This is a genomic window from Streptomyces crystallinus (assembly GCF_039521265.1).
Taxonomy (GTDB): domain Bacteria; phylum Actinomycetota; class Actinomycetes; order Streptomycetales; family Streptomycetaceae; genus Streptomyces; species Streptomyces crystallinus.
This window is the reverse complement of the sequence record NZ_BAAACA010000006.1, coordinates 149,110-175,690: the sequence shown is the minus strand read 5'-3', so window position 1 is coordinate 175,690 and position 26,581 is coordinate 149,110. Positions and strand designations below refer to the sequence as shown.

At 73.3% G+C, this 26,581-nt stretch carries 18 protein-coding genes and 2 pseudogenes; 7 read left to right on the top strand and 13 right to left on the bottom strand.

From position 1 onward, the window contains the following. Positions 1-84 precede the first annotated feature (84 nt). From ABD236_RS04705 to ABD236_RS04675, 7 genes are all read right to left on the bottom strand, one after another. Positions 85-1,083, bottom strand: a complete 999-nt coding sequence (locus ABD236_RS04705) for an NsdA family TPR-like regulatory protein (protein ID WP_344070425.1) — start codon at positions 1,081-1,083, stop codon at positions 85-87. Then, positions 1,080-2,294: an MAB_1171c family putative transporter gene (locus tag ABD236_RS04700; RefSeq protein ID WP_344070423.1), complete on the bottom strand. Its 1,215-nt coding sequence runs from the start codon at positions 2,292-2,294 to the stop codon at positions 1,080-1,082. Before ABD236_RS04700 ends, ABD236_RS04705 begins: the two co-directional genes overlap by 4 nt. A 10-nt stretch (positions 2,295-2,304) precedes the next feature. Continuing rightward, positions 2,305-2,775, bottom strand: coding sequence for a M48 family metalloprotease (locus tag ABD236_RS04695; RefSeq protein WP_344070421.1), 471 nt, complete (start codon positions 2,773-2,775; stop codon positions 2,305-2,307). A 183-nt stretch (positions 2,776-2,958) separates the two neighbouring features. Next, positions 2,959-4,146: an XdhC family protein gene (locus tag ABD236_RS04690; RefSeq protein ID WP_344070419.1), complete on the bottom strand. Its 1,188-nt coding sequence runs from the start codon at positions 4,144-4,146 to the stop codon at positions 2,959-2,961. Further along, a complete protein-coding gene (locus ABD236_RS04685) occupies positions 4,139-6,274 on the bottom strand; it encodes a xanthine dehydrogenase family protein molybdopterin-binding subunit (protein ID WP_344070417.1) in 2,136 nt (711 codons plus the stop codon). Before ABD236_RS04685 ends, ABD236_RS04690 begins: the two co-directional genes overlap by 8 nt. Further along, entirely contained in the window at positions 6,271-7,263 is a 993-nt protein-coding gene (locus ABD236_RS04680; protein ID WP_344070415.1) for an FAD binding domain-containing protein, read from the bottom strand. Before ABD236_RS04680 ends, ABD236_RS04685 begins: the two co-directional genes overlap by 4 nt. Then, positions 7,260-7,823 (bottom strand): 2Fe-2S iron-sulfur cluster-binding protein, encoded by a 564-nt coding sequence (locus ABD236_RS04675; protein ID WP_344070413.1) that lies wholly within the window; start codon positions 7,821-7,823, stop codon positions 7,260-7,262. The genes ABD236_RS04680 and ABD236_RS04675 overlap by 4 nt, the downstream gene beginning before the upstream one ends. A 432-nt stretch (positions 7,824-8,255) precedes the next feature. Here ABD236_RS04675 and ABD236_RS04670 point away from each other — a divergent pair, with 432 nt between their 5' ends. Next, positions 8,256-8,819: a TetR/AcrR family transcriptional regulator gene (locus ABD236_RS04670; protein WP_344071196.1), complete on the top strand. Its 564-nt coding sequence runs from the start codon at positions 8,256-8,258 to the stop codon at positions 8,817-8,819. 31 nt (positions 8,820-8,850) lie between these two features. Here ABD236_RS04670 and ABD236_RS04665 read toward each other — a convergent pair whose 3' ends face one another. Further along, positions 8,851-9,270 carry a secondary thiamine-phosphate synthase enzyme YjbQ gene (locus ABD236_RS04665; RefSeq protein WP_344070411.1) on the bottom strand — a complete coding sequence of 140 codons (420 nt, stop codon included), beginning with the start codon at positions 9,268-9,270 and terminating at the stop codon, positions 8,851-8,853. A 91-nt stretch (positions 9,271-9,361) separates the two neighbouring features. On the opposite strand from ABD236_RS04665, the gene ABD236_RS04660 reads away from it, so the two are divergent. Continuing rightward, the gene (locus tag ABD236_RS04660; protein ID WP_344070409.1) at positions 9,362-10,468 is read left to right on the top strand and encodes an NAD(P)-binding domain-containing protein; all 1,107 of its coding nucleotides are present in this window, start codon (positions 9,362-9,364) and stop codon (positions 10,466-10,468) included. Positions 10,469-10,498: 30 nt separating this feature from the next. Here the strand turns inward: ABD236_RS04660 and mltG are convergent, their stop codons facing one another. Both mltG and ABD236_RS04650 read right to left on the bottom strand, forming a co-directional pair. Beyond that, the gene (gene mltG / locus ABD236_RS04655; protein ID WP_344070407.1) at positions 10,499-11,332 is read right to left on the bottom strand and encodes an endolytic transglycosylase MltG; all 834 of its coding nucleotides are present in this window, start codon (positions 11,330-11,332) and stop codon (positions 10,499-10,501) included. A 27-nt stretch (positions 11,333-11,359) separates the two neighbouring features. Further along, positions 11,360-13,165 (bottom strand): ABC transporter ATP-binding protein, encoded by a 1,806-nt coding sequence (locus tag ABD236_RS04650; RefSeq protein ID WP_344070405.1) that lies wholly within the window; start codon positions 13,163-13,165, stop codon positions 11,360-11,362. A 146-nt stretch (positions 13,166-13,311) separates the two neighbouring features. Here ABD236_RS04650 and ABD236_RS04645 point away from each other — a divergent pair, with 146 nt between their 5' ends. From ABD236_RS04645 to ABD236_RS04635, 3 genes are all read left to right on the top strand, one after another. Further along, positions 13,312-13,755, top strand: coding sequence for a MarR family winged helix-turn-helix transcriptional regulator (locus tag ABD236_RS04645; RefSeq protein ID WP_344070403.1), 444 nt, complete (start codon positions 13,312-13,314; stop codon positions 13,753-13,755). A gap of 13 nt (positions 13,756-13,768) precedes the next feature. Beyond that, positions 13,769-16,729, top strand: a complete 2,961-nt coding sequence (locus ABD236_RS04640; protein WP_344070401.1) for an FAD-binding and (Fe-S)-binding domain-containing protein — start codon at positions 13,769-13,771, stop codon at positions 16,727-16,729. Positions 16,730-16,974: 245 nt separating this feature from the next. Beyond that, positions 16,975-18,405 carry a Gfo/Idh/MocA family protein gene (locus tag ABD236_RS04635; RefSeq protein ID WP_344070399.1) on the top strand — a complete coding sequence of 477 codons (1,431 nt, stop codon included), beginning with the start codon at positions 16,975-16,977 and terminating at the stop codon, positions 18,403-18,405. 48 nt (positions 18,406-18,453) lie between these two features. On the opposite strand, the gene ABD236_RS04630 is transcribed toward ABD236_RS04635, so the two are convergent. Beyond that, entirely contained in the window at positions 18,454-20,067 is a 1,614-nt protein-coding gene (locus ABD236_RS04630; protein WP_344070397.1) for a peptide-N4-asparagine amidase, read from the bottom strand. A 158-nt stretch (positions 20,068-20,225) separates the two neighbouring features. Here ABD236_RS04630 and ABD236_RS04625 point away from each other — a divergent pair, with 158 nt between their 5' ends. Both ABD236_RS04625 and ABD236_RS04620 read left to right on the top strand, forming a co-directional pair. Further along, positions 20,226-22,043 (top strand): ABC transporter transmembrane domain-containing protein, encoded by a 1,818-nt coding sequence (locus ABD236_RS04625; RefSeq protein WP_344070395.1) that lies wholly within the window; start codon positions 20,226-20,228, stop codon positions 22,041-22,043. Further along, entirely contained in the window at positions 22,040-23,821 is a 1,782-nt protein-coding gene (locus ABD236_RS04620; protein WP_344070393.1) for an ABC transporter ATP-binding protein, read from the top strand. The genes ABD236_RS04625 and ABD236_RS04620 overlap by 4 nt, the downstream gene beginning before the upstream one ends. 18 nt (positions 23,822-23,839) lie before the next feature. Here ABD236_RS04620 and ABD236_RS04615 read toward each other — a convergent pair. Next, positions 23,840-25,183: pseudogene (locus tag ABD236_RS04615) on the bottom strand (ATP-binding response regulator); the annotation flags it as partial. Positions 25,184-25,384: 201 nt separating this feature from the next. Further along, a pseudogene (locus ABD236_RS04610) lies at positions 25,385-26,485 on the bottom strand (ATP-binding protein); the annotation flags it as partial. Positions 26,486-26,581: the final 96 nt, after the last annotated feature.

The following is a 26,581-nucleotide window of genomic DNA, read 5'->3' as shown; positions in this document are numbered from 1 at the left end:
GTCCTGTCTGTCGACGGGTAGTAGTGGGGTCCGTTCGCGAACGGGGGGTTCACGGAACAGGGTGGCGCTCGGAACGGGCCGTGCTCAGACGGGCTGGTTCCGGGGGATCAGGAGGTGCGGGCCGCCGTCGGGCAGCGACTCCAGCAGATGGACGGCCGCGTCCCGCAGGTTCGGCGGGGCCCCCGGACCCGCCAGCAGCCGCCCGGCCGTGGCGCCGAGGCTCTCGGTGGTACGTACGGAACCGATCCCGGCGGCCCGGGGCGCGAGGTCGGCGATCAGCTCCTCCGCCTCGCCCCAGGCCGTTGCCTCGACCAGCGCCGACAGCAGCTGCGCCGTGAACAGATGGCGGTAGGAGGGGCCGGGCGCGGTGGTCGCCTCGTACAGGAGGGGCACCGCTTGGTTCCAGGCGCCCAGCCGGGACAGTACCCAGCCCTCGTGGCCGAGCAGTTCGGTGCGGTCGATCCACCACGCCCAGGGCGGGTCGTTCGGGGAGGCGCCGTCGAGGAACCGCCCGCGGGCGCGGGAGATGAGGGCCACGGCCTCCCGGTCGCCGCCGAGCATGGCGGTCGCGTGCGCGCGGCGGACCAGGACGAGGCTGTCCACCAGGGCGGGAAGCGGCCGGGGCCCGGCCACCCGGTCGGCCGTCTCCAGGGCCTCCACGGGACGGCCGGTGTGAGTCTCCAGCATGCTGTGGTTGAGCAGCGTCAGCCGGGCCGTGCCGCGGTCGCCGCAGAGCTCGGCGAGGGCGAGGGCCCGGGCGTTCATACGGCGCGCCCGGCGGTAGTGGCCCGCGTCGAAGAGGATCCAGCCGATCACCTCGCTCAACTCCGCGAGGGCGGCGAGCAGATCGCTGCCGTGGTCGCGCAGCCGGGCGGGATCGGCCGTCAGCTGCGGGAGGCGGCACAGCACCGCCCGTACGGCGGGCACGGCGGCCGAGGCCCCGCGCGAGGCGTCGATCGCGACGAGGTCCTCGACGGCGGCCAGGGCTTCGGGGATCAGGGTGGCCGGGTCCTGAGGGAGGCCCGGCCGCCCGGCGCACGTCTGCTGACGGGCCGAGGAGGCCCGGACCGTCCGTCCGCTCATGAGGTGACCTGGGCCTCGGAGCCACGGGGGCGGCCCTGGGCGAGGGCGGTGAAGGAGGAGGCGACCTCGGTCAGCCACTCCACCTCGTCGCGGAAGTCCTCGTACGGCGGCCGCGCGGGGATGTCGGCGGCGTCGGCCCGCTCGGCCCGCTCCTCGGGCGGACGGCTCAGCACCGCCCGCACCTGGAGCGCCTCGCCCAGCGGGGAGGTGGGGTCCTCGGGCAGGTCGCGGGAGCGGGCCTCGCGCGCGAAGTCCGCCAGCGAGAGCGAGGTGCGCAGGGTCAGCTGGCCGTCGCGGATCTCGATGACCCGCCGGTAGAGGCTGTAGTGGAGGTCGCGGGGCGGGATGAGGTCGCGCGGCCAGGAGCGGGGCGGGTCGAGCGCGATGTCCGGCGAGGCCTGGTAGAGCGCCCACCACAGCGGCCGCAGCCGCAGATACGAGCGGTAGCTGCGCAGCCAGCCGAGCGCGCGGGTGATGTGGATCCCCCAGGACGGGATGGTCCAGCCGATGATCTGGAGCAGGGCGCCGATGCTGCCGCACGACCACTGCACGGGGTCGAGGGCGGATCCGTCGAAGTGCAGCCTGGTGCCGGCGATCTGGATGCCGCGCGTCACGCAGTAGACCAGGATCAGGCCGGCGCCCAGCGTCACCGTCCGCATGCCGACCTTGAGCCATTGCCGGTTGGCCATCTTGGTGAAGCGCAGGGAAAGCCGTACGGTCTCGAATTGACCGATCGCACAAATCACCAAATAGAACGACATATACAGTGCGTATTCGCCGTGCTGAATACTGAGCAGGATCGTCGAGGTGGCGGTTTTGGACTTGGTCACCGGGCCGACGGCGATGGAGGCGGCCACTAGGACCACGAGCGCGGCGCCGAAGAACAGCACCCGGCGCCTGGCCCTGAGCCGGGCCTCCTCGGGCGGACAGGACCAGTACACGAGGACGACCTGCTGGGCCGCGGTGAGCACGACGACCGCCACCTGCACGATGAGCGAGGTGACGTTGGGGCGCCCGAAGAGGGCCGAGATGTGCACCCTCAGGGCGTCCAGATCGACCAGGAAGCTGATCCCGGAGCAGAGGAAATACGTGCACAAGGCCCACAGCGCCGTGTCGTGCTTTCTGCGCACCAGATCCGGCAGGCGGTACGCGAACGCCGCGAGGCCGCCGAGGGCGCAGACCCATGCCAGAAATCCATAGACAGTGTTCATCTGCCGTCCATCATCCCTGGTCCGGCTTCCCGACGCCGCTCTCGATACGGGCGACCACCTCGGCGGCCTCCTCCGGGACGCCCCAGGCGGGTTCGAGCCACCGCTTGGTGGCCCTGGCCAGGATCAACGAGGCCATCGTCTCGGCCTCCTGCTCCTCGTCGTCGCTGTAGCGCGAGCGCATCAGCATGCTCTGGACGACCCCGGGCTCGACGTCGGCGAACAGCTTCCCGGCGTCCCCGCGGTCGAAATTCACGGAGCCGCGGTGCTGGAAGGCGATATGCGCCAGCTCATGGGCGATGATGTGTTCCTTGTGTGACTGCGATGCGGCCTTCTCGTAAGCGATGACGTCGAAGTCGTCCATTTTCAGCCAGAGCCCGAAGAGATGGCGCTCGGGGAACGGCATCGGAATCAGATGGATGGGCCGCCGGTTCTGCACGCTGAGATAGCGGTGCAGTTCCTCGATGCCGCACCCGTGCTCCATGCCCCACTCCGCGAGCAGCGCCTCACAGGTATGGCGGACCTTTTTGAGACGGCGTCGGCGCCGTCGGTCCTCCGGTGACGGTAACGCTGAGTCAGGCAGCACGGAATTGACCTCACTGATTCAACGAGCCCGTGATTCAGGGCCCCTGATCCCCGCGGACAATGCGGCCATGATGCCATACGCTCAACTGGCGAAAGATTGACGTGAGTTCCATTCGGCCGGGTGGGACGCAGCCGCTCCACCGTCCCTTTCGTCCGGGTCATGGTGAATGGGGGTGGACGAGCCCGTGAGCGGGACTCCCGTTCCGCCCCGACGCGCGGCGACGATCTCGGCGGCGATGGAGAGCGCGGTCTCCTCGGGCGTACGGGCCCCGAGGTCCAGGCCGATCGGTGAGCGCAGCCGGGCCCGCTCCTCCTCCGTGAGGCCGATCTCGCGCAGCCTGCGGTCGCGGTCCTCGTGGGTGCGGCGCGAGCCCATCGCGCCGACGAAGGCGACGGGCAGCCGCAGCGCCGTCTCCAGGAGCGGTACGTCGAACTTGGCGTCGTGGGTGAGCACGCACAGCACCGTGCGCCCGTCGGTCCGCGTCCCCCGCAGATACCGGTGCGGCCAGTCCACCACGACCTCGTCGGCCTCCGGGAAGCGCTCCCGGGTGGCGAAGACCGGGCGCGCGTCGCACACGGTGACGCGGTAGCCGAGGAACTTACCCGTGCGCACCAGGGCCGCGGCGAAGTCCACGGCACCGAACACGATCATGCGGGGCGGTGGCACGCGCGACTCGACGAACACGGTCAGCCCGCCCGGCCCGCAGCGCTCCCCCGTCCGCGCCAGGGTGAACTCCCCGGTGCGCCCCGCGTCCAGGAGCGCCCGCGCCTCGGCCGCCGCGGCGCGGTCGAGGCCGGGAAGGCCGCCCAGGCCGCCCTCGTACGATCCGTCGGGGTGGACGAGCAGGGCCCGGCCCAGCCGTTCGGCCGGGCCCGCGACCACCCGGGCGAGGGCGGCGGACTCCCCCCGGGCGGCGGCCGCGAGCGCCGCCGCGACCACCGCCCGCTCCGGGGCGTCCGCGCGCACCGGCGTGACCAGGACGTCCACGACCCCGCCGCAGGTCAGCCCGACCGCGAAGGCGTCGTCGTCGCTGTAGCCGAACCGCTCGCGCACGGCCTCGCCGTCCTGGAGCGCCCGCACACACAGGTCGTAGACCGCGGCCTCCACACAGCCGCCGGAGACCGAGCCGACGGCGGTGCCGTCGCCGTCCACGGCGAGCGCCGCGCCGGGGCCGCGCGGGGCGCTGCCGCCCACGGCCACCACGGTGGCCACCGCGAAGTCCCGGCCCTGGCGCGCCCACCGGTCGAGCTCCTCGGCGATGTCAAGCACCTCGGCTCCCGTCCGGCCCGGCCCGCAGGACGCGGTCGGGGCGGATCGGCAGATCGCGGTGGCGGACGCCGGTCGCGTGCCACACGGCGTTGGCGATCGCCGCCGCGGCCCCCACGATCCCGATCTCCCCGATGCCCTTGATCCCGACCGGGTCGTCCACGTCCGGGTCGTCCACCCAGTGCGCCTCGATCGGCGGCACATCGGCGTGCGCCGCGAAGTGGTAGCCCGCCAGGTCCGGCCCGACGTGCGCGCCCGAGGCCCGGTCGCGGACCGCCTCCTCGTGCAGTGCCATGGAGATGCCCCAGATCATGCCGCCGACGAACTGGCCACGTGCGGTGAGCGGGTTGACGATCCGGCCCGCCGCGAAGACGCCGAGCATCCGCCGGACCCGGACCTCGCCGCTGGCGGGGTCCACCGCGACCTCCGCGAACTGCGCCCCGTACGAGTGCCGCTCCTTCTCGGGCAGGGCGGCGATCGCGGCGGAGGTGTCCGAGCGGACGGTGAGGCCCTCGGGCGGGATGTCGCCGCCGAGCGCCAGCTGTTCGCGCAGGCCGGCCGCCGCGGCCATGATCGCCCAGGCCCAGGAGCGGGTGCCCGTCGAGCCTCCGGCGATCATCGCGGGCCCGAAGTCGCTGTCGCCGATCCGTACCCGGACGCGGCCGGGCTCGACCTCCAGCGCGTCCGCCGCGATCAGCGTCAGCGCGGTGCGGGCGCCGGTGCCGATGTCGGCGGCGGTGATCCGTACGGTGAAGGTGCCGTCCGCCTCGGCCGTGACGGCCGCGGTGGAGGGGCGGGCGCCCGCCGGGAAGGTGGCCGCCGCCGTGCCGGTGCCGAGCAGCCAGCGGCCCTCGCGGCGCACTCCGGGCCGCGGGTCGCGCTCCGCCCAGCCGAACCGGCGGGCCCCCTCCTCGAAGCAGGAGAGCAGGGCGCGCCCGGCGAACGGCAGCCCGGAGACCGGCCCGGCGGTCGGCTCGTTGCGGACCCGCAGCGCGATGGGGTCGATGCCGCACCGCTCGGCGAGCTCGTCGAGCGCGGACTCCACGGCGAACGAGCCGGGGGCCTCGCCGGGCGCCCGCATCCAGGTCGGCGTGGGCACGTCGAGCCGGACGAGCCGGTTGGCGGTGCGGTGCGCGTCGGCGTCGTACATCACCCGGCCGAACCCGGTGCTCGCCTCCACGAACTCGTGCACGGTCGAGGTGGCGTTCTGCGCCTCGTGCCCGAAGGCGCGCAGCCGCCCGTCGGCGTCCGCGCCGAGCCGGACGCGGTGGGCGGTGGGGCTGCGGTAGCCGATCAGCGAGAACATCTGACGGCGGGTCAGCACGACCCGGACCGGGCGGTGCAGCACGGTCGCCGCCATCGCCGCGGCCACCTGGTGGGGCCGTACGCCCTTGGAGCCGAAGCCGCCGCCGATGTGCTCGGAGCGTACCCGTACGGAGCCGGGGTCGAGCGAGAACAGCTTGGCGAGCTCGTCGGCGACCCACTTGCTGCCCTGGTTGGAGTCGTACACCTCCAGGCGGCCGCCGTCCCAGCGGACGGTCGCCGCGTGCGGCTCCATGGGGTGGTGGTGCTCCTCCGGCGTGGTGTAGCGGGCGTCCACGACGACGGCGGAGGCGGCGAGTTCGCGCTCCAGGTCGCCCTTGTCCGTCTCCATGGTCTCGCGCGGCTCGGGGGTGTACGTACCGGACCGCTCGGCGGCGAAGTCGATGTCGTGCGGCTCCGTCTCGTACCGCACGACCAGCGCCTCGGCGGCCTCCCTGGCCTGCTCGGAGGTCTCGGCGACCACCAGCGCCACCGGCCAACCCGCGCACGGCACCCGGTCGCTCTGGAAGAGCCCGACGATCGGGTCGGGCCGCCCCAGAACGCCCACATAGTCGGCGTCGACGCGGGGGGCGCTGCCGTGGTGCAGCACGGTGAGCACGCCCGGCAGGGCGAGCACCGGCTCACTCTCCACCGCGACGACGCGGCCGCGCGCCACCGTGGACACCACCAGCCAGCCGTGGGCGAGGTCGGCGAACGGGATCTCCCCCGCGTACCGGGCCGCCCCCGTGACCTTGTCGCGGCCCTCGATCCGGGTGTGGGCGGTGCCGACGGCGCCGATGGCCCGGGCGGGTCCGGTGGTCGTGGTCATCGGGCGGCCTCCTCGGCGAGTTCGGTGAGCACGGCCACGACGAGATTGCGCGTCAGTGTCACCTTGTATCCGTTGTGGGGCAGGGCCTGCGCCGCCGCGAGCTCCGCGTCGGCCGCCGCCGCGAAGGCGTCGGCGCTCGCCGGTCCCCCGGTCAGGGCCCGCTCGGCGGCGCGGGCGCGCCACGGCCGGGACGCCACCGCCCCGAAGGCCAGGCGGACTTCGCGGACGGCGCCGTCGCGCACGTCGAGGGCGGCGGCGATCGAGCCGATCGCGAAGGCGTACGAGGCGCGTTCGCGCACCTTGCGGTAGCGCGAGCGGGCGGCGACCGGCGCCGGCGGCAGCGTCACCGCCGTGATCAGCGCGCCCGGCGGCAGCGCGGTCTCCCGCTCCGGGGTGTCGCCGACCGGCAGATAGAAGTCCTCCAGCGGCAACTCCCCCGGCCCGTCCGCCGTTTCGTAGGAGACGACCGCGTCGAGGGCGGCGAGCGCCACCCCCATGTCCGAGGGGTGCACGGCGACGCAGTGCGCGGAGGCGCCGAGGATGGCGTGGTTGTGGTGCTCGCCCTCGACGGCGGCGCAGCCGCTGCCGGGAGCGCGCTTGTTGCAGGGGGCGGCGAGGTCGGTGAAGTAGCCGCAGCGGGTGCGCTGGAGGAGGTTGCCGCCGACCGTGGCCATGTTGCGCAGCTGGCCCGAGGCGCCGGCCAGGACCGCCTGCGCCAGCACCGGGTAGCGGCGGCGCACTTCGGGGTGGGCGGCGAGGTCGCTGTTGGTGACGGTCGCGCCGATGCGCAGCCCGCCGTCCGCCGTGACCTCGATCCGGTCCAGGGGCAGTTCCCGTACGTCGACGAGGAGCGCGGGCCGCTCCACGCCGGACTTCATCAGGTCGACGAGGTTGGTGCCACCGCCCAGGTAGCGCGCCTCGGGGTCGGCGCCGAGCAGCGCCACCGCGCCGGGGACGTCGGCCGCGCGCCGGTAGTCGAACTCCCTCATGCCGCCGCCTCCGTCCCGGCCGACCCGCCCTGGGCGGCTTCGGCGGCGCGCGCCACCGCTTCCACGATCGACACATAGGCGCCGCAGCGGCACAGGTTGCCGCTCATGCGCTCGCGGATCTCCTCGGCGGTCAGCTCCGGCACGCCCGCCTCGGGCCGTACGTCGGTGGTCACCGCGCTCGGCCAGCCCGCCGCGTGCTCCTCGATCACCGCGAGGGCCGAACAGATCTGCCCCGGGGTGCAGTAGCCGCACTGGTAGCCGTCGAGGTCGAGGAAGGCCTGCTGGACGGGGTGGAGCCGGTCGCCGTCCGCCACGCCCTCGATGGTGGTGATCTCGCGCCCCTCGGCGGCCACCGCGAGCTGGAGGCAGGAGACCGCGCGCCGCCCGTCGATCAGTACGGTGCACGCGCCGCACTGGCCCTGGTCGCACCCCTTCTTGGTGCCGGTCAGATCGAGGCGCTCGCGCAGGGCGTCGAGGAGGGTGGTGCGGTGGTCGACGGGCAGCGTGTACTTCTCGCCGTTGATGTTCAGGGTGATGGCGCTGGACGCCGATGGGGTCATGAGCAGCCTTCTCTCGCGTGGGTGGTGCGAAGCGCCGTCCATCGGAAACCCGCGGCACGCGGAGGAAGAGGGGGGCGGGCGGGGCATGCGCCGACCGTCCACTCCGGCCGTGTCTGCCGCTATGGTGGACCTAAGCGGACAGTTGTCCGCTAGTCGTCGAACCTAACGGACAGCTGTCCGTTTAACAAGAGCCAAATCCGCCGGGCCGCCCACCACCCGGTGCCCGCGCACGCGGGAGGGGGACGGCTGCAGCAGAGGGCGGAAGGAGCAGGGGTGCCGCGGAAGAAGGACGCGCCGTCGTACGAGGAGGCGCCGTCGGGCACGCAGGTGCCGTCGGGTACGCAGGCGCCGTCGGGTACGGAGACGCCGCTCGGCAAGGACGCGTCGGGCGCGCCGTCGTGCAAGGGCACCCCGCCGGGCAAGGAGACTCCCCTGCGCTCGGACGCACAGCGCAACCGCGAGCGCATCCTGGAGGTGGCGCTCGCCGAGCTGACCTGCTCCGCCGACGCCCCGCTGAGCGCGATAGCCAAGAAGGCGGGGGTCGGGCAGGGCACGTTCTACCGCCACTTCCCCAACCGCGAGGCCCTCGTCCTGGAGGTCTACCGGTACGAGGTGCAGCAGGTCGCCGAGACCGCCGCCCAGCTCCTGGAGACCCGCGCCCCCGACCGGGCGCTGCGCGAGTGGATGGACCGCCTCGCCCAGTACGCGATGGCCAAGGCGGGACTCGCCGAGGCGATGCGCAAGGCCACCGCCCGGGGCACCCTGGCCGCCCTCGGCCACGAGCCGGTGAGCGCGGCCCTCACCCTGCTCCTGGACGCCAACGAGCGGGCCGGCACCATCCGGCCGGACGTCACCCCCGACGACTTCCTCCTCGCCATCGCGGGGCTCTGGCAGATCGACCCGCACGGCGACTGGCACACCCGCGCCGGACGCCTCCTCGACCTCGTCATGGACGGGTTGCGGGCGGGGGCGCCGGGGCCGGCCACCACCCGCTAGCCCCCCGGCCGCGAGCCCTCGGCCGCCGGTCCTAGCCGAGGAAGCTGAGCCGTACCTGCCGGTCGGGGTTGTCCTTGTTCGTGTCGACCAGGCACACCGACTGCCAGGTCCCCAGTTCCAGCCGCCCGCCGACGACCGGCAGCGTGGCGTGCGGGGGCACCAGGGCGGGCAGCACGTGGTCGCGGCCGTGGCCCGGGCTGCCGTGGCGGTGCTGCCAGCGGTCGTCGGCCGGCAGGAGCGTGTGCAGGGCGGCCAGCAGGTCGTCGTCGCTGCCCGCGCCGGTCTCGATGACCGCGATCCCGGCCGTGGCGTGCGGCACGAAGACGTTCAGGAGGCCGTCGCCGCCACCGGCCGCCTCCCGCAGGAACTGCTCGCACTCACTGGTCAGATCGATGACGCTCTCGGCTGTTCCGGTGCTGAGGCGCAGGACGCGCGTGGTGAAGACGGACATGGCCCCATCCTCGCCCCCATCCGGCCCGGGCGGCCAACCGGGAGGATCCACCCGCGGGAAGATCCACGCCTTTCCTTTGGTTGGTAGAGCCGTGAACGACTTCGGGGCACAGGACGTGGACGGGTTCGAGGCGCGGGACGTGGACGTGGTGGTCATCGGCGCCGGGCAGGCGGGGCTCTCCGGCGCCTACCATCTGCGCCGGGCCGGGCTTGAGCCGGACCGTGACTTCGTGGTGCTCGACCACGCACCCCGGCCGGGCGGCGCCTGGCAGTTCCGCTGGCCCTCGCTGACGTACGGCAAGGTGCACGGGATGCACGCGCTGCCGGGCATGGAGCTGACCGGCGCGGACCCGGCCCGGCCCTCGTCGGAGGTGATCGGGGAGTACTTCGCCGACTACGAGGACACGTTCGGGCTGCGGGTGCACCGGCCCGTGGAGGTCAGCGCCGTACGGGAGGGCGAGGGCGGGCGGCTGCGCGTCGAGACCTCGGAAGGCGTCTACGCCACGCGCGCGCTGATCAACGCCACCGGCACCTGGGACCGGCCGTTCTGGCCGCGCTATCCGGGCCAGGAGACCTTCCGGGGCCGCCAGTTGCACACCGCGAACTACCCCGGGCCCGAGGAGTTCGCCGGGCAGCGCGTGGTCGTGGTCGGCGGTGGCGCCTCCGGCACCCAGCATCTGATGGAGATCGCCCCGTACGCGGCCGCCACGACCTGGGTGACACGGCGCCCGCCCGTCTTCCGGGAGGGCCCGTTCACCGAGGAGTGGGGGCGGGCGGCGGTCGCGATGGTCGAGGAGCGCGTACGGCAGGGATTGCCGCCGAGGAGCGTGGTGTCGGTGACGGGGCTGCCGCTCAACGACGCGATCCGCGCCGCGCGCGCGAGCGGGGTGCTGGATCGCCGGCCCATGTTCGACCGGATCACGCCGGATGGCGTGGCGTGGGACGACGGACGCGTCGTGGCCGCGGACGTCATCCTCTGGGCCACCGGGTTCCGGCCCGTGATCGACCATCTGGCGCCGCTGCGGCTGCGGGCGCCGGGGGGCGGGATACAGCTCGAGGGGACGCGCGCCGTGAAGGACCCGCGGGTCCATCTGGTGGGTTACGGGCCCTCCGCGTCCACGATCGGCGCCAATCGCGCGGGGCGCGCGGCTGTCCGGGAGATCAAGGCGCTGCTGGGGGCGGCGGTGGAGGTGGCGTAAGGCGTCCACGCGAGCCCTCCCCGGCAGGATCTAGCCCGCTGAGCCGCCGCTCCGGATCTTGTTGAACTCCCTCACGTTCCGCTGCTGTTCCGCATAGTCCGCCGTGAAGCGTGTGTCGCCGGGGGCGACCGTGACGAAGTAGAGCCAGTTGCCCGGCGGTGGGGCGATCGCCGCGTCCAGGGCCTGCCGGCCCGGGTTGCCGATGGGGGTCGGGGGGAGGCCGCCGCGCGCGTAGGTGTTGTACGGGCTGTCCGTGCGGGTGTCCGCGTGTGTGGTGGTCAGGGTGGAGCGGTTGAGGGCGTAGTTGAGGGTCGAGTCCATCTGCAGCGGCATGCCCTTGGCCAGCCGGTTGTAGACGACCCGGGAGACCTTGCCCATGTCGGCCGCGGTGTCCGCCTCGGCCTGCACGATGCTGGCGACGACCACGGTCTGATAGACCGTCATGCCCTGGCGCCGGGCGCCCGCCCCGATGTGGTCCTTGCCGATCCGCTGGTTGGCGGTGTCGACCATATAGGCGAGCAGTCCGCCCGGGGTGGTCTTGTTCGTCACCGGATAGGTGGCCGGGAAGAGGTAGCCCTCCGGGTTGCCCCGGGCGTCGGCCGGGAGGGCGAGCCCCGCCTCAGACGCCGCCCGGCGGGTGGTGCCCGGCTGCACTCCGAGGCTCTTGTCGACCGCCGCGTACACCTGCCCGGCCCGCCAGCCCTCCGGGACGACCAGGGACTTCACCTTGCCGCCGGTCTCCCGCAGCAAGAGGACGACCACTGCCGCCCCGACCACCAGCAGCAGGCCGAGCGCGGCCAGGAGCAGTCGGCCGCGCCGGGTGAGCCGGGTCCGGGGCCCGGACCCGCGCGTGGACTCCGTCATAAAGGCACGTTAGCGCCGCGGACCCCGTCAGGAGGCGACCGGCGCCAGCCGTGCGTCGCGCCGTACCAGTGCGGCGTACTTCCCGTCCTGGTCGAGCAGTTGCTCATGGGTGCCGCGTTCGGATATCCGGCCGCCGTCCAGTACGACGATCTGGTCGGCGTCGCGGACGGTGGAGAGCCGGTGGGCGATGGTGAGGGTGGTGCGGCCCGCCGAGAGCGCGTCGATGGCCTGCTGCACGGCGTGTTCCGTACGGGTGTCCAGGGCGCTGGTCGCCTCGTCGAGGATGAGGACGGGCGGGTCGCGCAGGATCGTCCGGGCGATGGCGAGACGCTGCTTCTCGCCGCCGGAGAAGCGATATCCGCGCTCGCCGACCACCGTGTCGTAGCCGTCGGGCAGGGAGGCGATGTGGTCGTGGATCTGGGCCGTGCGCGCGGCCGCCTCCAACTCCTCGTCCGTGGCGTCGGGCTTGGCGAAGCGCAGGTTGTCGGCGACCGAGGCGTGGAAGAGGTAGGTCTCCTGGGAGACCACGCCGACCGCGCGCGCGAGGGTGTCGAAGTCCAGGTCGCGGACGTCGACGCCGTCCAGCGTGACCCGCCCGCCCGTGACGTCGTACAGCCGTGGCACCAGATAGCTGAGCGTGGACTTGCCGGAGCCGGTGGGGCCGACGACGGCGAGGCTGGTCCCGGCCGGGACGGCCACATCGACCCCGCTGAGCGTCGGGCCGCTCTTCTCGTCGTAACTGAAGTCGACCGACTCGAAGCGGAGCTCGCCGCGGATCTTCTCCAGCCGGACCGGCTGCTCGGCCTCGGTGATGTCGACCGGGAGGTCAAGGTATTCGAAGATGCGCTGGAAGAGGGCGAGTGAGGTCTGCATCTGCACTCCGGTGGAGAGCAGGCTCACGGCGGGCCGGAACAGGCCCTGCTGGAGCGAGACGAAGGCGACCAGCGTGCCGATGGAGATGGCGGGGCCGCCGCTCTGGAGGGCGAGGCCCGCCGCCCAGTAGATGACGGCGGGCATGGCGGCCATGACGATGCCGATGGTCGACATCCGCCACCGCCCGGCCATGCTGGAGCGCACTTCGAGGTCGACCAGGCGCTCGGACTCGGCCGCGAAGGACCGGGTGAGCGAGTCGGCGCGGCCCATGGTGCGGCCGAGCAGGATGCCGCTGACCGAGAGCGACTCGGTGACCTCGGCGGCCATCGCGGCCATCTGCTTCTGGCGCTGGGTGGTGATCTTCTTGCGCTCGCGGCCCACCTTGCGGCTGATCCAGACGAAGACCGGCAGCAGGAGCAGCGAGACGGCCGTCAGCCGCCAGTCGAGGGCCAGCATGGCGACCACGGTGGCGATCACGGCCGTGAGGTTGGAGACGAGCGAGGTGGCGGTGGAGGTGACGGTCGCCTGCATGCCGCCGATGTCGTTGGCGATACGGGACTGGACCTCGCCGGTGCGGGTCCGGGTGAAGAAGGCCAGCGGCATCCGCTGGAGCTGGGCGTAGACACCGGTGCGCAGGTCGTGCATGACGCGCTGGCCGACGGTCGTCGAGATCAGCGTCTGGAGGACGCCGAAGACGCCGGTGACGACGGCGGTCGCGAGCATGCCGAGGGCGAGCAGGCTGAGCAGCCCGGTGCGGCCCTGCGGGATGGCGACGTCCAGGATCTCGCGCAGCAGGAACGGCGAGGCGACCGAGACGAGCGAGGACGCGGCGACCAGCAGGCCGACGACGGCCAGCCGGCCCCGGTAGGGGCGGAAGAGCCGCAGGATGCGCCGCGTCTGGGCGGGTGGCTGCTCGCGGTCACGGGACGGGGGCGTCCAGGAGGATTCCTCGGGGTGCATGGGCTCCTTCGAAAGGGTGAGACGGCAGGGCGGCGTCGTTCGCGGGCCCGTGCGGGCCGGAGCGGCGACGCCACTGACAGGACTTGTGGAGCATAGCTCACTGTTACCTATACTCACAATGCACAAGGTCCTGATATTGTTCCCGTATGAGCACCACCGACGCCGACGGCGTGCTGGCCGAGCAGCTGCTCCGGCTCACCCGCAGACTCCACCGCATCCACAAGCAGCATCTGGAGCCGGTCGGCATCACCCCTGCCCAGTCCCGGCTGCTGCGGACGGTCGCGCACTACGACACCCCGCCCCGCATGGCCGATCTGGCCGCCCGTCTGGAGGTGGTCCCGCGCGCCGTGACCACCCTGGTCGACGGGCTGGAGGAGAGTGGGAACGTGCGCCGGGTCCCCGACCCGACCAACCGCCGCGTGGTGCGTATCGAGCTCACCGACACGGGCCGGGCGACGCTGCGTTCGCTGCGCGGCGCGCGCCGGGGCGCGGCGGAGGAGATCCTGGCGCCCCTGACCGCCGACCAGCGCGAGGTGCTCGGCGGTCTGCTGTCCGCTCTGGTCGACGGAGTGCCCGAGCGCCGCTGCTGAGGGGATCCGCCGCATGCCGCTCCTGGAGCCGAAGCCGCAGTCGCTGCGCCCCTCCGGGCGGCGCGCCCCGTCCCCGGACCGGGTCCCGGACCGGCTGGCGGGCGGCACCCCGCAGCCGCTGCGCGACGAGCTGACCGCGCTGCTCGGCGCCGAGAAGGTGCTGTGGAAGGTCTCCGACCTGGTGCGGTACGCCTCGGACGCCAGCCCGTACCGCTTCGTCCCGCGGGTCGTGGTGGTCGCCGAGGACATCGACGACATCTCGGCCGTGCTCTCGTACGCACACGGCAGGGGCCGCGAGGTCGTCCTCCGCGCGGCCGGCACCAGTCTCAACGGTCAGGCGCAGGGCGAGGACATCCTGGTGGACGTGCGCCGCCACTGGGCGGGGGTCGAGGTCCTGGACGGCGGCGCCCGCGTCCGGGTCCGGCCCGGCACGACCGTCGCGCGCGTGAACGCGGCGCTCGCCCGGTACGGCCGCGTCCTCGGCCCCGACCCGGCCAGCGCGCTCGCCTGCACGGTCGGCGGGGTCGTCGCCAACAACGCCTCCGGGATGACGGCCGGCACCACCCGCAACGCGTACCGCACGGCCGCCTCGCTCACCGTCGTCCTGCCGAGCGGCACCGTGGTGGACACCGGCGACCCGGGCGCCGACGAGGAGCTGGCGCACGCCGAACCCCGGCTGTGCGCGGGCCTGCTGGCGCTCAAGGCGGAGATCGAGGCGGACGCGGAGCTCGCCGCCCGGATCCGCGCCAAGCACACGATCAAGAACACCAACGGCTACCGGCTCGACGCGTTCCTGGACGGCTCGACGCCGGTGGAGATCCTGCGCGGCCTCATGGTCGGCTCCCAGGGCACGTTCGGGTTCATCTCCGAGGTCGTCTTCGACACCGTGGTGCTGGAGCGCCTGCTCAGCACGGCGCTGCTGTTCTTCCCCACGCTCCCGGCCGCGGCCGCCGCCGTGCCGCTGTTCAACGAGGCCGGGGCGCTCGCCGTGGAGCTGATGGACGGCAACACCCTGCGCGCCTCGGTGAGCGTACGGGGCGTGCCCGCCGACTGGGCCGCGCTGCCGAAGGAGACGGCCGCGCTGCTGGTGGAGTTCCGCGCGGCCGACGAGAGCGGCCGCGAGGCGTACGAGACGGCCGCCGCCGCCGTACTGGAAGGGCTCCAGGTCGTCGCCCCGGTCGCCTCGGTCAGCAACGCCTTCACCCGGGACCCCGAAGTGATCGCCGGGTACTGGAAGGCCCGCAAGGCGTTCGTGACGGCGGTCGGCGGCTCCCGCCCGCCGGGGACGACACTGATCACCGAGGACTTCGCGGTGCCCCCGGCCCGGCTCGCCGAGGCCTGCGAGGCGCTGCTGGCGCTCCAGGAGGCCCATGGCTTCGACGCGGCCGTCGCGGGCCACGCGGCCCACGGCAACCTGCACTTCCTGCTGGCGTTCGACGCGGCCGAGCCCTGCGACGTGGAGCGGTACGCGGCGTTCATGGACGACTTCTGCCGCCTCACCGTGGAGCGCTTCGACGGTTCGCTCAAGGCCGAGCACGCCACCGGCCGCAACATCGCGCCCTTCCTGGAGCTGGAGTGGGGGCCGAGGGCAACCGAGCTGATGTGGCGCACCAAGCAGGTCATCGACCCGGACGGGGTGCTCGCGCCGAGGGTCGTCCTGGACCGCGACCCGCGCGCCCATCTGCGCGGCCTCAAGACCATCCCGAAGGTGGAGCGGGTGGCGGACCCGTGCATCGAGTGCGGTTTCTGCGAGCCGACCTGCCCCAGCCGCGACCTGACCACCACCCCCCGGCAACGGATCGTGCTGCGCAGGGAGATGCTGCGCCAGAGCGAGGGCTCACCCGTCCAGGACGCGCTGCTCGACGCGTACGGATACGACGCCGTGGACACCTGCGCGGGCGACTCGACGTGCGCCCTCGACTGCCCGGTCGGCATCGACACCGGCGCCCTGATGAAGCACTTCCGCCATCTGCGGCACAGCCCGCGCGAGGAGCGCGCCGCCGCCCGCACCGCCCGCCACTTCAAGGCCGTCGAGGCCTCCGCGCGCCTCGCGCTGGGCGCCGCCCGGGGCATCGGGGACCGCTTGGGCGACGGCGCCCTCGCACGCGTGACGGGTCTCGCCCGCAAGGCCGTACGCCCGGATCTGGTGCCCGAGTGGCTGCCTCAGGTTCCAGGTGCCGCCGCCCGCGCCCTGCCCCGTACGCGGCGGGTCGGCGCGAGCGCCGTGTACTACCCGGCGTGCGTCAACCGGATCTTCGGGGAGCCCGAGGGCCACCGGGGCCCCTCGCTCCCCCAGGCCGTGGTGGCGCTCGCCACGCGCGCGGGGACGCCGGTGTGGATCCCCGACGACGTGGCGGGCACCTGTTGCGCCACCATCTGGCACTCGAAGGGCTACGAGCTGGGCAACGCCGTGATGGCGAACCGGATCGTCGAGGCCGCCTGGGGCTGGACGGCCGGCGGTAGTCTCCCGCTGGTCGTCGACGCCTCCTCGTGCGCCCTGGGCCTCGCCCAGGACGTGGTTGCGTATCTCACCCCGGACAACCGGGAGTTGCTCGCCGCGCTGAGGGTGGTCGACTCGGTGGTGTGGGCCGCCGAGGTGCTGCTGCCACGGCTGACCGTGCTGCGCAGGGCGCGTTCGGCCGTCCTCCACCCCACCTGCTCCATGCGGCATTTGGGCGACGAGGCGCAGCTGCGCGCGGTCGCCGAGGCGTGCGCGGAGGAGGTCGTGGTGCCCGAGGAGACGGGCTGCTGTGCCTTCGCGGGCGACCGGGGGATGCTGCACAAGGAGCTCACCGACGCGGCGACCGCCCGCGAGGCGGCCGAGGTGACGGCCCGTCACTTCGAGACCCACCTCTGCGCCAACCGGACCTGCGAGATCGGCATGGAGCGGGCGACCGGCCGCCCCTATGTCTCGGTGCTGCTGGAGCTGGAGCGGGCGACCCGGCCGGGTCCGGAGTATCTGCGGCGCACCTGACCCGCAGGGCCCGCGACCGCGTCCGCCAACCGCACTGACGGCCCGTCAACGACCCGTTCCCCGCGCCTCCCACGACCCGGGCCTATCCGGACGTACCGTGACGTGGTGCAGCGGTGTAGCTTCCCGGGGCGGCCCCGAGCGTCGACAGGCCCCCTTGCGCGGCATCAGCCCCACCGACCATGGTCCTTACCGAGGTTCATGTAACGCCGCGCAGAAATCAGCTCCCTCTCTTTCCAGGAGACTCGATGAACGACGCAGCTCCGCAGAACCACGACATCAGCCGACGGTCCGTCCTGTGGACGGCGGGGGCCGCCGCGGGCGCCGGGATCGGTGCGGGCGCCCTGGGCACCGGCAGCGCCTCGGCCGCCGAGCGGACCGGGCGGGCCGAGCAGGCCGGGGTCCAAGAGGCGCCCGCGCCGAAGCGGCAGGGACAGAGCATGATCGGGGTGCCGTTCCAGCGGCGCTCCACGGTCCGGGTGGGTCTGATCGGCCTCGGCAACCGCGGCGGCAGCATGATCGACCTCTATCTCGCGGTCCCGGGGGTCCGGGTGGTGGCGCTCTGCGACCCGGTGAAGGCCAAGACGGAGGCCGCGGCCGCCAAGGTGACCGCGGCGGGCCAGCCCGCGCCCGCCGTCTACGTCCACGGCGACCACGACTACGAACAGCTGCTCAAGCGCGGCGACATCGACTTCGTGCACATCGCCACGCCCTGGGACTCCCACTTCGAGATCACCAGGGCGGCCCTGCTCAACGGCGTGCACGCGGGCGTGGAGTGCCCGGCGTCGATGCGCCTGGACCAGCTGTGGGAGCTGGTCGACCTCTCCGAGCGCACCAGACGCCACTGTATGCAGCTGGAGAACTGCTGTTACGGCAGGAACGAGATGCGGGTGCTGCGGATGGCGCACGCGGGCAAGTTCGGCGAGCTGCTGCACGGCGCCGGCGCCTACATCCACGATCTGCGCGGCCTGATGTTCGACCCGAAGTACTACGAGGGGCCCTGGCGGCGGCTGTGGCACACCCGGCTGCGCGGCGACCTCTACCCCACCCACGGCTTCGGCCCGGTCGCCAACTACATGGACGTCAACCGCGGGGACCGCGTGGTGTCCATCGTCAGCGTCGGCTCACCCGCGCTGGGCCTCGCCGAGTACCGCCAGGCGAACATGCCCGCGGGCGACCCCAGCTTCAAGGAGTCGTACATCGAGAGCGACCGCACGATCAGCCTGGTGCAGACCGCCAAGGGCCGGGTGATCCGGCTGGAGCACGACGTGTCGACGCCGCACCCCTACAGCCGCATCAACAGCCTCGGCGGCACCAAGGGCCTCTTCGAGGACTACCCGGAGCGCATCTACCTCGAGCCCGACCAGCACGACGACAACTGGGGCGACTTCTCGAAGTACGCGGACTGGGACCACTGGCTCTGGAAGGAGCACGCCAACCCGCCCGGCGGGCACGGCGGCATGGACTACATGCTGGTGTTCCGGCTGATGCAGTGCATGCGCCTGGGACTGGTCCCGGACTTCGACGTGTACGACGCGGCCACCTGGTCGGCTCCGGTGCCGCTCAGCCATCTGTCGGTCAAGGCGGGCGGCGCGCCCCAGCGCATCCCCGACTTCACCCGCGGCGACTGGCACAGGTCGCGCCCCGGGGTGGACTCGGAGAAGCCCGCGCAGGCCTGAGACCGCGGGGCCCCTGCTTGGCGGCGAGCACGGGCCCCGCACCTGATGTCAGCAGCGCCGCAGGTCCTCGGTGAGAGTCCCTTGGGCCGTCTTCAGGCTGCGGTCGTAGCAGCCGTCGGAGCCGTACAGGCGGTAGCGCTCGGCCGAGGTGCCGGTGGCGTGCCGCTGGTCGCGCGGGACGTTCAGGGTCCAGGCGGCGTCACCCCGGTAGGTGTCGTCCAGGTGCGACCACGAGGCGGCCCGGCCGCCGCGCGCGGTGGCGGTGTCCGCACGGTCCCCGAGGGTGATCACCGTCCGCAGCCGGTTGTCCGCGCCGATGGTGGTGATGCCGTCCATCGTGTACGTACGGTGCACGCGCGCGGTGACGGCCGGCCCGCGCCCGTCGGTGGTGACCGCGCTGTCGTCCGTCCAACTCCCCTTCAGGGCGTCGGTGTTCTCGCCCTCGGTCCAGCGGTGGACGGTGTCGGCAGCCACAGCGCGGGCGACCGTGGTGGTGACGCGGCCGTGCGAGGTGTCGAGATACCCCGCCGTGGTGAGCCGGTGGCCCGCCCTGGCGTCGAGGCGCGGCTCGGTGCCGGGTGTGTAGGTGGTGGAGCCGGTGGGCGCGCTCTCCTCGTGGCGGGTGAGCGCGCCGGTGACGACCTCGCTCCCCCGGTCCTGCCACACCAGTACGTTGACCGGCGTCGACCAGCCGGACTGCCCCTCGGGCACCCCGGCCACGGACACCTCCACCTGGTGCGCGCGGCCGTCGTTGAGCAGCGCCGCGTACGGCGTCAGGTCGTACTCGATCGGCCGTACGTCGAAGGCGTGCGGCGCCGGGACGACGTACCAGAGGAAGGGGTTGGACCAGCCGCCGGTCCATACGTTCGGGAACGGCGAGGCAATTCCCGCGAGTTGGCCGTCGACCTTGATCCGGACCTCCCGGTTGGGGCCCGCGGGCGCCTTGCAGGAGTAGGGCGCGGGGTCGGGCACCGCGAGGTACCAGAACTCCTCGCAGCCCCCGCCCGAGCCGGTGGCGTACACCTCGGCGACGATCCGCTCGGAGTTGCGCGGGGTGGTGAGCGCGGTGCCGTCGAGCGGCAGCACCCGGTCGGGCGCGGCGGCGGGCCTCACGCGGCCCTCGGCGGCGTAGAACGTCAGCGTGACCTTGACGTCGATGACGCCGGTGTACGTGTCGTCGACAACGTTGCCGATGAGCATCTCGACGGGCTGCGCGGAGCGGAAGGTGTCGCTGTAGCGGGTGACGTCCTTCTCCACGTTCCAGGCGATGCCGTCCGGCGAGGGCTCGGGGGTGGACGTCCGCAGCACCTCGACGCCGCCGACGTGGAGGTAGCCGAGGCGGTCGTACTGCCGGCCCTTGACGTTGCCGTCGAGCCGCAGCACCACCTTGCTCCACCGGTCGCCGCACCCCTTGGGCGGCGCGTAACTGCCCTTGTACGGCGTGAAGTCGCGGAACTGCGCCTGTGCCAGGGTGACTTGGCAGCTACGGGTGTGCGGCACGGCGACCGGCGGGGTGGCGGTGACCGGGTCGTGCCAGTCGGTGCCGAACTCGGCGGGCGGCTCGGCGGGCCGCACGGCCGCCCCGGCCGGGCCCGCGCCGAGCAGCGTTCCGGCCGCGAGCACCAGCCCGCCGATCATGGACATGATCCTCAGTGGTCTCATGCGTCAGGAGTGAAGCGCGAGCGTGCCCGGCGCGCCAGGGGCGGGGCGGCGTTCTTGGCGTGTTCCGGTCGCCCCGGCGGAAAAACCGATTGCCGCGGGGGCTCGGGAAAGGCGAACCTTGATCGGATTCCACCTTTCTTTCCGATGCTTGGGACGTCATGCAGATTCGCGATCTTCCTTACACGGATCCAGGCGAACCGGACGTCCGCTCGGGTCCCCGCTTCCTGCTGTGGCTGGGCCGCAGCCAGCTCGCGGGCCAGCTCAAGTCGCTGGCCTGGGGGCTGCTGCACCAGTGCGGCATCGCCGGGCTGCCGCTCGGCGTGGGCGTCGCCGTACAGGCCGTGATCGACCGTTCGGGGGCGCGGCTCGCGCTCGCCGGCGGCCTCATCGCGCTGCTCGGCGCGGCCATCGCCGTCGGCGACACCATGCTGCACCGCACCGCGGTGACCAACTGGATCACCGCCGCCGCGCGCGTGCAGCAGCTGCTCGCCCGCAAGACCGCCGAGCTCGGCTCGCTGCTGACCCGCAGGGTCGCGGCGGGCGAGGTCGTCGCGGTCTCCACCGGCGACGTCGAGAAGATCGGCTGGTTCGTGGAGGCGCTGTCGCGGTTCGCGGCGGCGGCCACCGCGCTGGTCGTCATCTGTGTCGGCCTGGTGCTCTACCAGCCGGCGCTCGGCGTCGTGGTCGCGGTGGGCGTTCCCGTGCTGGCCCTGGCCGTCCTGCCGTTGCTGCCGCCCGCCACCCGGCGGGCCGACGTCCAGCGCGAGAAGGCCGGCCGGGCGACCGAGCTCGCCTCGGACACCGTGGCCGGGCTGCGGGTGCTGCGCGGCATCGGCGGCGAGGAGCTCTTCCTCGGCCGCTACCGCGAGGCCTCCCAGGAGGTCCGCAGGGCCGCCGTCCGCAGCGCCAGGATGTGGTCGCTGATCTCGGCGGTCCAGGTGCTGCTGCCGGGCGTGCTGCTGATCGCGGTGGTCTGGTACGGGGCGGCGCTGGCCCGCGACGGCCGCATCGAGGTCGGCGAACTGGTCACCGTCTACAGCGCGGTGACGCTGATGCTGTTCCCGCTGCGCCACTTCGAGGAGATCGCCATGGCGTACTCCTTCTCCCGGCCCTCGGCCAGGCGCGCGGCCCGGGTGCTCGCGCTGAGCCGGGCCACGGACCCGTCCGGGACGGACACGGGGGTGCCGTCCCGGACGCGGACGCCGTCGGAGCGGGCCGCCGAGCGGCCGTCCGGCGACCTGTACGACCCGGCGAGCGGACTGCTGGCGCCCGAGGGCCGGTTCACGGCCGTGGTGTGCGGCGACCCGGACGCGGCCGGACGGCTGGCCGAACGCCTCGGCGGACACGCGGCCGAGGCCGACGGCCTGGCCTCGGCCGTGCTCGGCGGGGTCGCGCTCGACGGGCTGCCGCTGGACGCGGCACGGGCCGCCGTCCTCGTCCAGGACAAGGACCCGGTGCTGCTGTCCGGCACGCTCCACGAGCTCCTGGACGTGCCCTCGTCCGGGAAGGTCACGGCCGGCGAGGCGCTGGCGGCGGCGCAGTGCGGCGACGTCCTGGACGCGCTGGCACAGGCGTCGGTGGACACCGACGGCGACCCGATGCGCACCCGGATCACCGAGCGCGGCCGGTCGCTCTCCGGCGGCCAGCGCCAACGCCTGGCCCTGGCGCGGTCGTTGGTGACCGACCCGGACGTGCTGGTGCTGGACGAGCCGACCTCGGCGGTCGACTCGCACACCGAGTCACGGGTCGCGGACGGCGTCAAGAAGCTGCGCGCGGGCCGGACGACGGTCGTCTTCTCGTCGTCGCCGCTGCTCCTGGACCTCGCGGACCGGGTGGTGCTCGTGCACGACGGCGAGGCGGCCTCGGTCGGGGTGCACCGGGAGCTGCTGCGCACCGACCCCCGCTACCGGGCGGTGGTCACCCGCGAGACGGACGAAGAGACGAACACACCGCGGAAGTGGGAGGAGACGGCATGATCGGCGTGGCGGCACCCGAGTACGACCCGGCGGCCCCGCAGTCGGCCACCACCCTGCCCGTCGGCACCCCGGCGACCGTGCGGGCGTACGTAGGTCAGCTGATGCGGCGCCACCGCAAGGCGTTCGCGCTGCTCGTCGGCGTCAACGCGGTCGCCGTGATCGCCTCGATGGTCGGCCCGTACCTGCTGGGCGGCGTCGTCGAGGACCTGTCCGACGACGTGCGGGACCTCCATCTGGAGCGCACCGCCGCGCTGTTCGCCCTGGCGCTCGTCGTGCAGACCGTGTTCGTACGGCTGGTCCGGCTGCGCGGCGGGATGCTCGGCGAGGAGATGCTGGCCGATCTGCGCGAGGACTTCCTGGTGCGCTCGGTGGGGCTGCCGCCTGGCGTCCTGGAGCGGGCGGGCACCGGCGATCTGCTCTCCCGGATCACCACGGACGTCGACCGGCTGGCCAACGCGATGCGCGAGGCCGTGCCGCAGCTGGCCATCGGTGTGGTGTGGGCGCTGCTGCTCATCGGCGCTCTCGGCGTCACCGCGCCGCCGCTGGCGCTCGCGGTGCTGGTCGCGGTGCCGCTGCTGGTCGCCGGCTGCCGGTGGTACTTCAAGCGGGCGCCCTCGGCGTACCGCTCGGAGGCCGCCGGGTACGCGGCGGTCGCGGCCGTGCTCGCCGAGACCGTGGACGCGGGCCGGACCGTCGAGGCGCACCGCCTCGGCGAGCGCCGGATCGCGCTGTCCGAGCAGCGGATCAAGGAGTGGACGGCCTGGGAGCGCTACACGCTGTGGCTGCGGTCGGTGTTCTTCCCGGTCATCAACCTCACCCACATCACGATCCTGCTGGCGGTGCTGATGATCGGCGGCACCTTCGTCCTGAACGACTGGATCACGGTCGGCCAGCTGACGACCGGCGCGCTGCTCGCCCAGATGATGGTCGAGCCGGTCGGTCTGATCCTGCGCTGGTACGACGAGCTCCAGGTGGCCCAGGTCTCGCTGGCCCGGCTCGTCGGCGTCCGCGACATCGAGCCGGACGCGGGCGACGCGCAGGTGCGCCCGGCGGGCCGGGACGTCGAGGCGGACGAGGTGCGCTTCGGCTACCGCGAGGGCGTGGACGTCCTGCACGAGGTCTCCCTGTCGGTGGCCCCGGGCACCCGGCTGGCGCTGGTGGGCCCGTCCGGCGCGGGCAAGTCCACCCTGGGGCGGCTGCTCGCCGGGATCTATGCCCCGCGCGAGGGCAGCGTCACGCTCGGCGAGGCCGAGCTGTCGCGGATGCCCGCCGAGCGGGTGCGCGAGCACGTGGCGCTGGTCAACCAGGAGCACCACGTGTTCGTGGGTTCGCTGCGGGACAACCTGCTGCTGGCCCGGCAGGGCGCCGAGGACGCCGAGCTGTGGGCGGCGCTGGGCGCGGTCGACGCGGACGGCTGGGCGCGGGCGCTGGAGGACGGCCTGGCGACGGAGGTCGGCTCCGGCGGGCTCGCCCTCACCCCGGCCCAGGCCCAGCAGATCGCCCTGGCCCGGCTGGTGCTGGCGGACCCGCACACCCTGGTCCTGGACGAGGCGACCTCGCTCCTCGACCCGCGTGCCGCACGCCACCTGGAGCGCTCGCTGGCCCGGGTGCTCGACGGCCGCACGGTCGTGGCGATCGCCCACCGCCTGCACACCGCACACGACGCGGACGTGATCGCGGTGGTCGAGAACGGCCGCATCACCGAGCTGGGCAGCCATGACGCGCTGGTCGCGGCAAAAGGGGCGTACGCGGCGCTGTGGCGGTCCTGGCACGGGTGAGGTCGGGGCCGGGAGCGGTCAGTCCAGGGGCGCGGCCGCCGGGCCGGCCCCCTCCCGGGGCAGCCACTGTTCGATGGCGATCAGCAGCGCTTCGGGGTCGACGGGCTTGGTGAGGTACGCGCAGGCGCCCGCGTCGAGGCTGCGCTCGTGGTCGCCCGCCATGGCCTTGGCGGTGAGCGCGATGACCGGCAGCCTCTCACGGCCCGGCATCCGACGGATCCGTACCGTCGTCTCGTTGCCGTCCATGTCCGGCATCATCACGTCCATCAGGACGAGCGCGATGTCGGAGCGTCGTTCGAGCAGCTCGATGGCCTCCTGGCCGCTCTCCGCGTAGAAGACGGCCAGCCCGTGCTGTTCGAGTACGGAGGTGAGGGCGAAGACGTTGCGTACGTCGTCGTCGACGACCAGGACGGGCTCGCCGCCGAAACTGCCGGTGAACGACGGGAGCAGGGCGGGCTTCTCCTCGGGCGGCTCGGTGTCGTCCTCGGCCTCGGGCTCCGGGTCGTGCGCGTCCGCCGGCCCTCTCGGCAGGACGAAGGTGAACGTCGAGCCGCGGCCGACCTCGCTCTCGCAGCGGATCTCACCCCCCAGCAGCCCGGCGATCTCCCGGCTGATGGACAGACCGAGTCCCGTACCGCCGTACTTGCGGCTGGTCGTGCCGTCGGCCTGCTGGAACGCGTCGAAGATCACCCCGATCCGGTCGGCGGGGATGCCGATGCCCGAGTCCGCGACCGAGAAGACCATCCGGTGGCCCATCTGGCCGACCCGCAGCTCCACCGCCCCGCCCGCATGGGTGAACTTCACCGCGTTGGAGAGCAGGTTGCGCAGCACCTGGAGCAGCCGCTGCTCGTCGGTGTACAGCTCCGGGGGAAGGCCGGGCGCCAGGCTCACCGAGAAGCGGAGCTCCTTCTCCGTCGTCAGCGGGCGGAACATCGCCTCCACGCGGTCCACCAGCGGGGCCAGTCGGACCCAGGAGGGGGCCACGTGCATCCGGCCCGCCTCGATCCTGGTGAGGTCGAGGATGTCGCCGATCAGCTGGAGCAGGTCGGAGCCGGCGCGGTGGATCGTCCGGGCGAACTCGACCTGCTTGGGCGAGAGGGTGCCCTCTCCGTTGTCGGCCAGCAACTTCGCCAGGATCAGCATGGAGTTCAGCGGGGTGCGCAGCTCGTGGGACATGTTGGCGAGGAACTCCGACTTGAACCGCATCGAGACGGCCAGCATCTCCGCACGCTCCTCCAGGACCTGGCGGGCCTCCTCGATCTCGATGTTCTTCACCTCGACGTCCCGGTTCACGCGCGCGAGGAGCTCGGCCTTCTCCTCCAGCTCCGCGTTGGAGGCCTGGAGCGCCTTCATCTGCCGCTCGGTGCGCTCCTGTTCGAGCAGGACCGCCAGGCTCCGCTCCATCAGCGCCGCGACCTCCGGCGGGATGTCGTCCGGCCGCTCACGGAGCCAGCGCTGCCCCTCCGCGACGCGCGGGGCCGACAGCAGGTCGTCGCCCTCCGCCGCGCGCTCCTCGGCCAGCGCCAGCCACTGCTGGAAGTCGGCGTCCTCGTCGACCCACCCGGCGAGCCGCTGCCAGCCCCGGATCAGGGCCTCGTGGGCGATCTCCGCCGTGTCGGGCCCGTCCGGCCCCACCACGACCAGGCGCCGCTCGGGATCCGCCATCAGCTGGGCGACGTACCAGTCGGCGCCGAGGTGGGAGCTGCGGGCCGGGACCCGTACCGCGCTGGCGGCGCCGCCCCTGGCCCGGATCATGGACAGCAGCACGCGCCTGATCCGGGCCTCGTCCAGGGTCTGGGTGAGGAAGCGGTAGACCTGCTCGGCATGGCGGTTCAGGGCGCCCGAGACGCCACCGAGGCCGTGGTAGCTGTCGAAGCTGATCCGGCGCTCGCGCTGCATCGGCCACAGTTCGGTCAGGGCGAACTCCAGGAGCGGCAGTCCGCCCGGCCCCTTGCTCGCCTCGGCTGCCACGGCCTCGGCGAGCCCCTCGGTGAAGGTGACCCCGGCGAGAGCGGCGGGCTCCACGATCACCCGGGTCAGCGCCCTCTCGTCGAGCGGGGACACATTGAGCTGGCGGTCCTGGAGGCGCGGCCCGATGTCCGCCAGCTCCAGCAGGTCGGGCAGGAAGTCGGAGCGCAGGGTGCAGACCAGGCGCACATCGGGGCTCTGCAGGCTCTCGGGCGGCGGGAAGGTCTGCTGGAGGAAGCGCATCGGGTCCACGCCGTCCGCGCCCGCGCTCAGCACCTCCTCGAACTGGTCCCCGACGAGCGCCAGACGGCGGCCGGAGAGCACCGACACCCGGGCCGCCACCGGCCAGAACCCCTCCTCGCGCAGGGCGCGGCTGCGGTTCTCCAGCTGCTCGAGGCAGTGGTCGCCGTCGGGGCACTCCAGGTCGAGCAGCGCCCGGGCCAGTGCGTCGTACGGCGTGGCGCCCGGCCGGAAGAAGGCGACCGACCAGCCGTCCGCGAGCAGCGCGGGCGCGAGCCCGGCCGCCACCAGCGAGGACTTGCCCACCCCGGAGGGGCCGGTGACCACCACCAGCGGCCGGTCCCGGACCATCGCGCGCAGCCCGGCGACCTCCCGCTCGCGGCCCACGAAGAGCCCGGCGCGGGCGTCGTCGGCGGTGAAGGACCGCAGGCCACGGTAGGGGCAGGGCGGCAGCATGCTGTCGCCGAGGACCTCGGGCCAGGCGGCCGACACCTCGGTCATGGGCAGCGCGTACGCGTCGCCGGCGCTGCCCTTGCGCCCGGCGACGGCCAG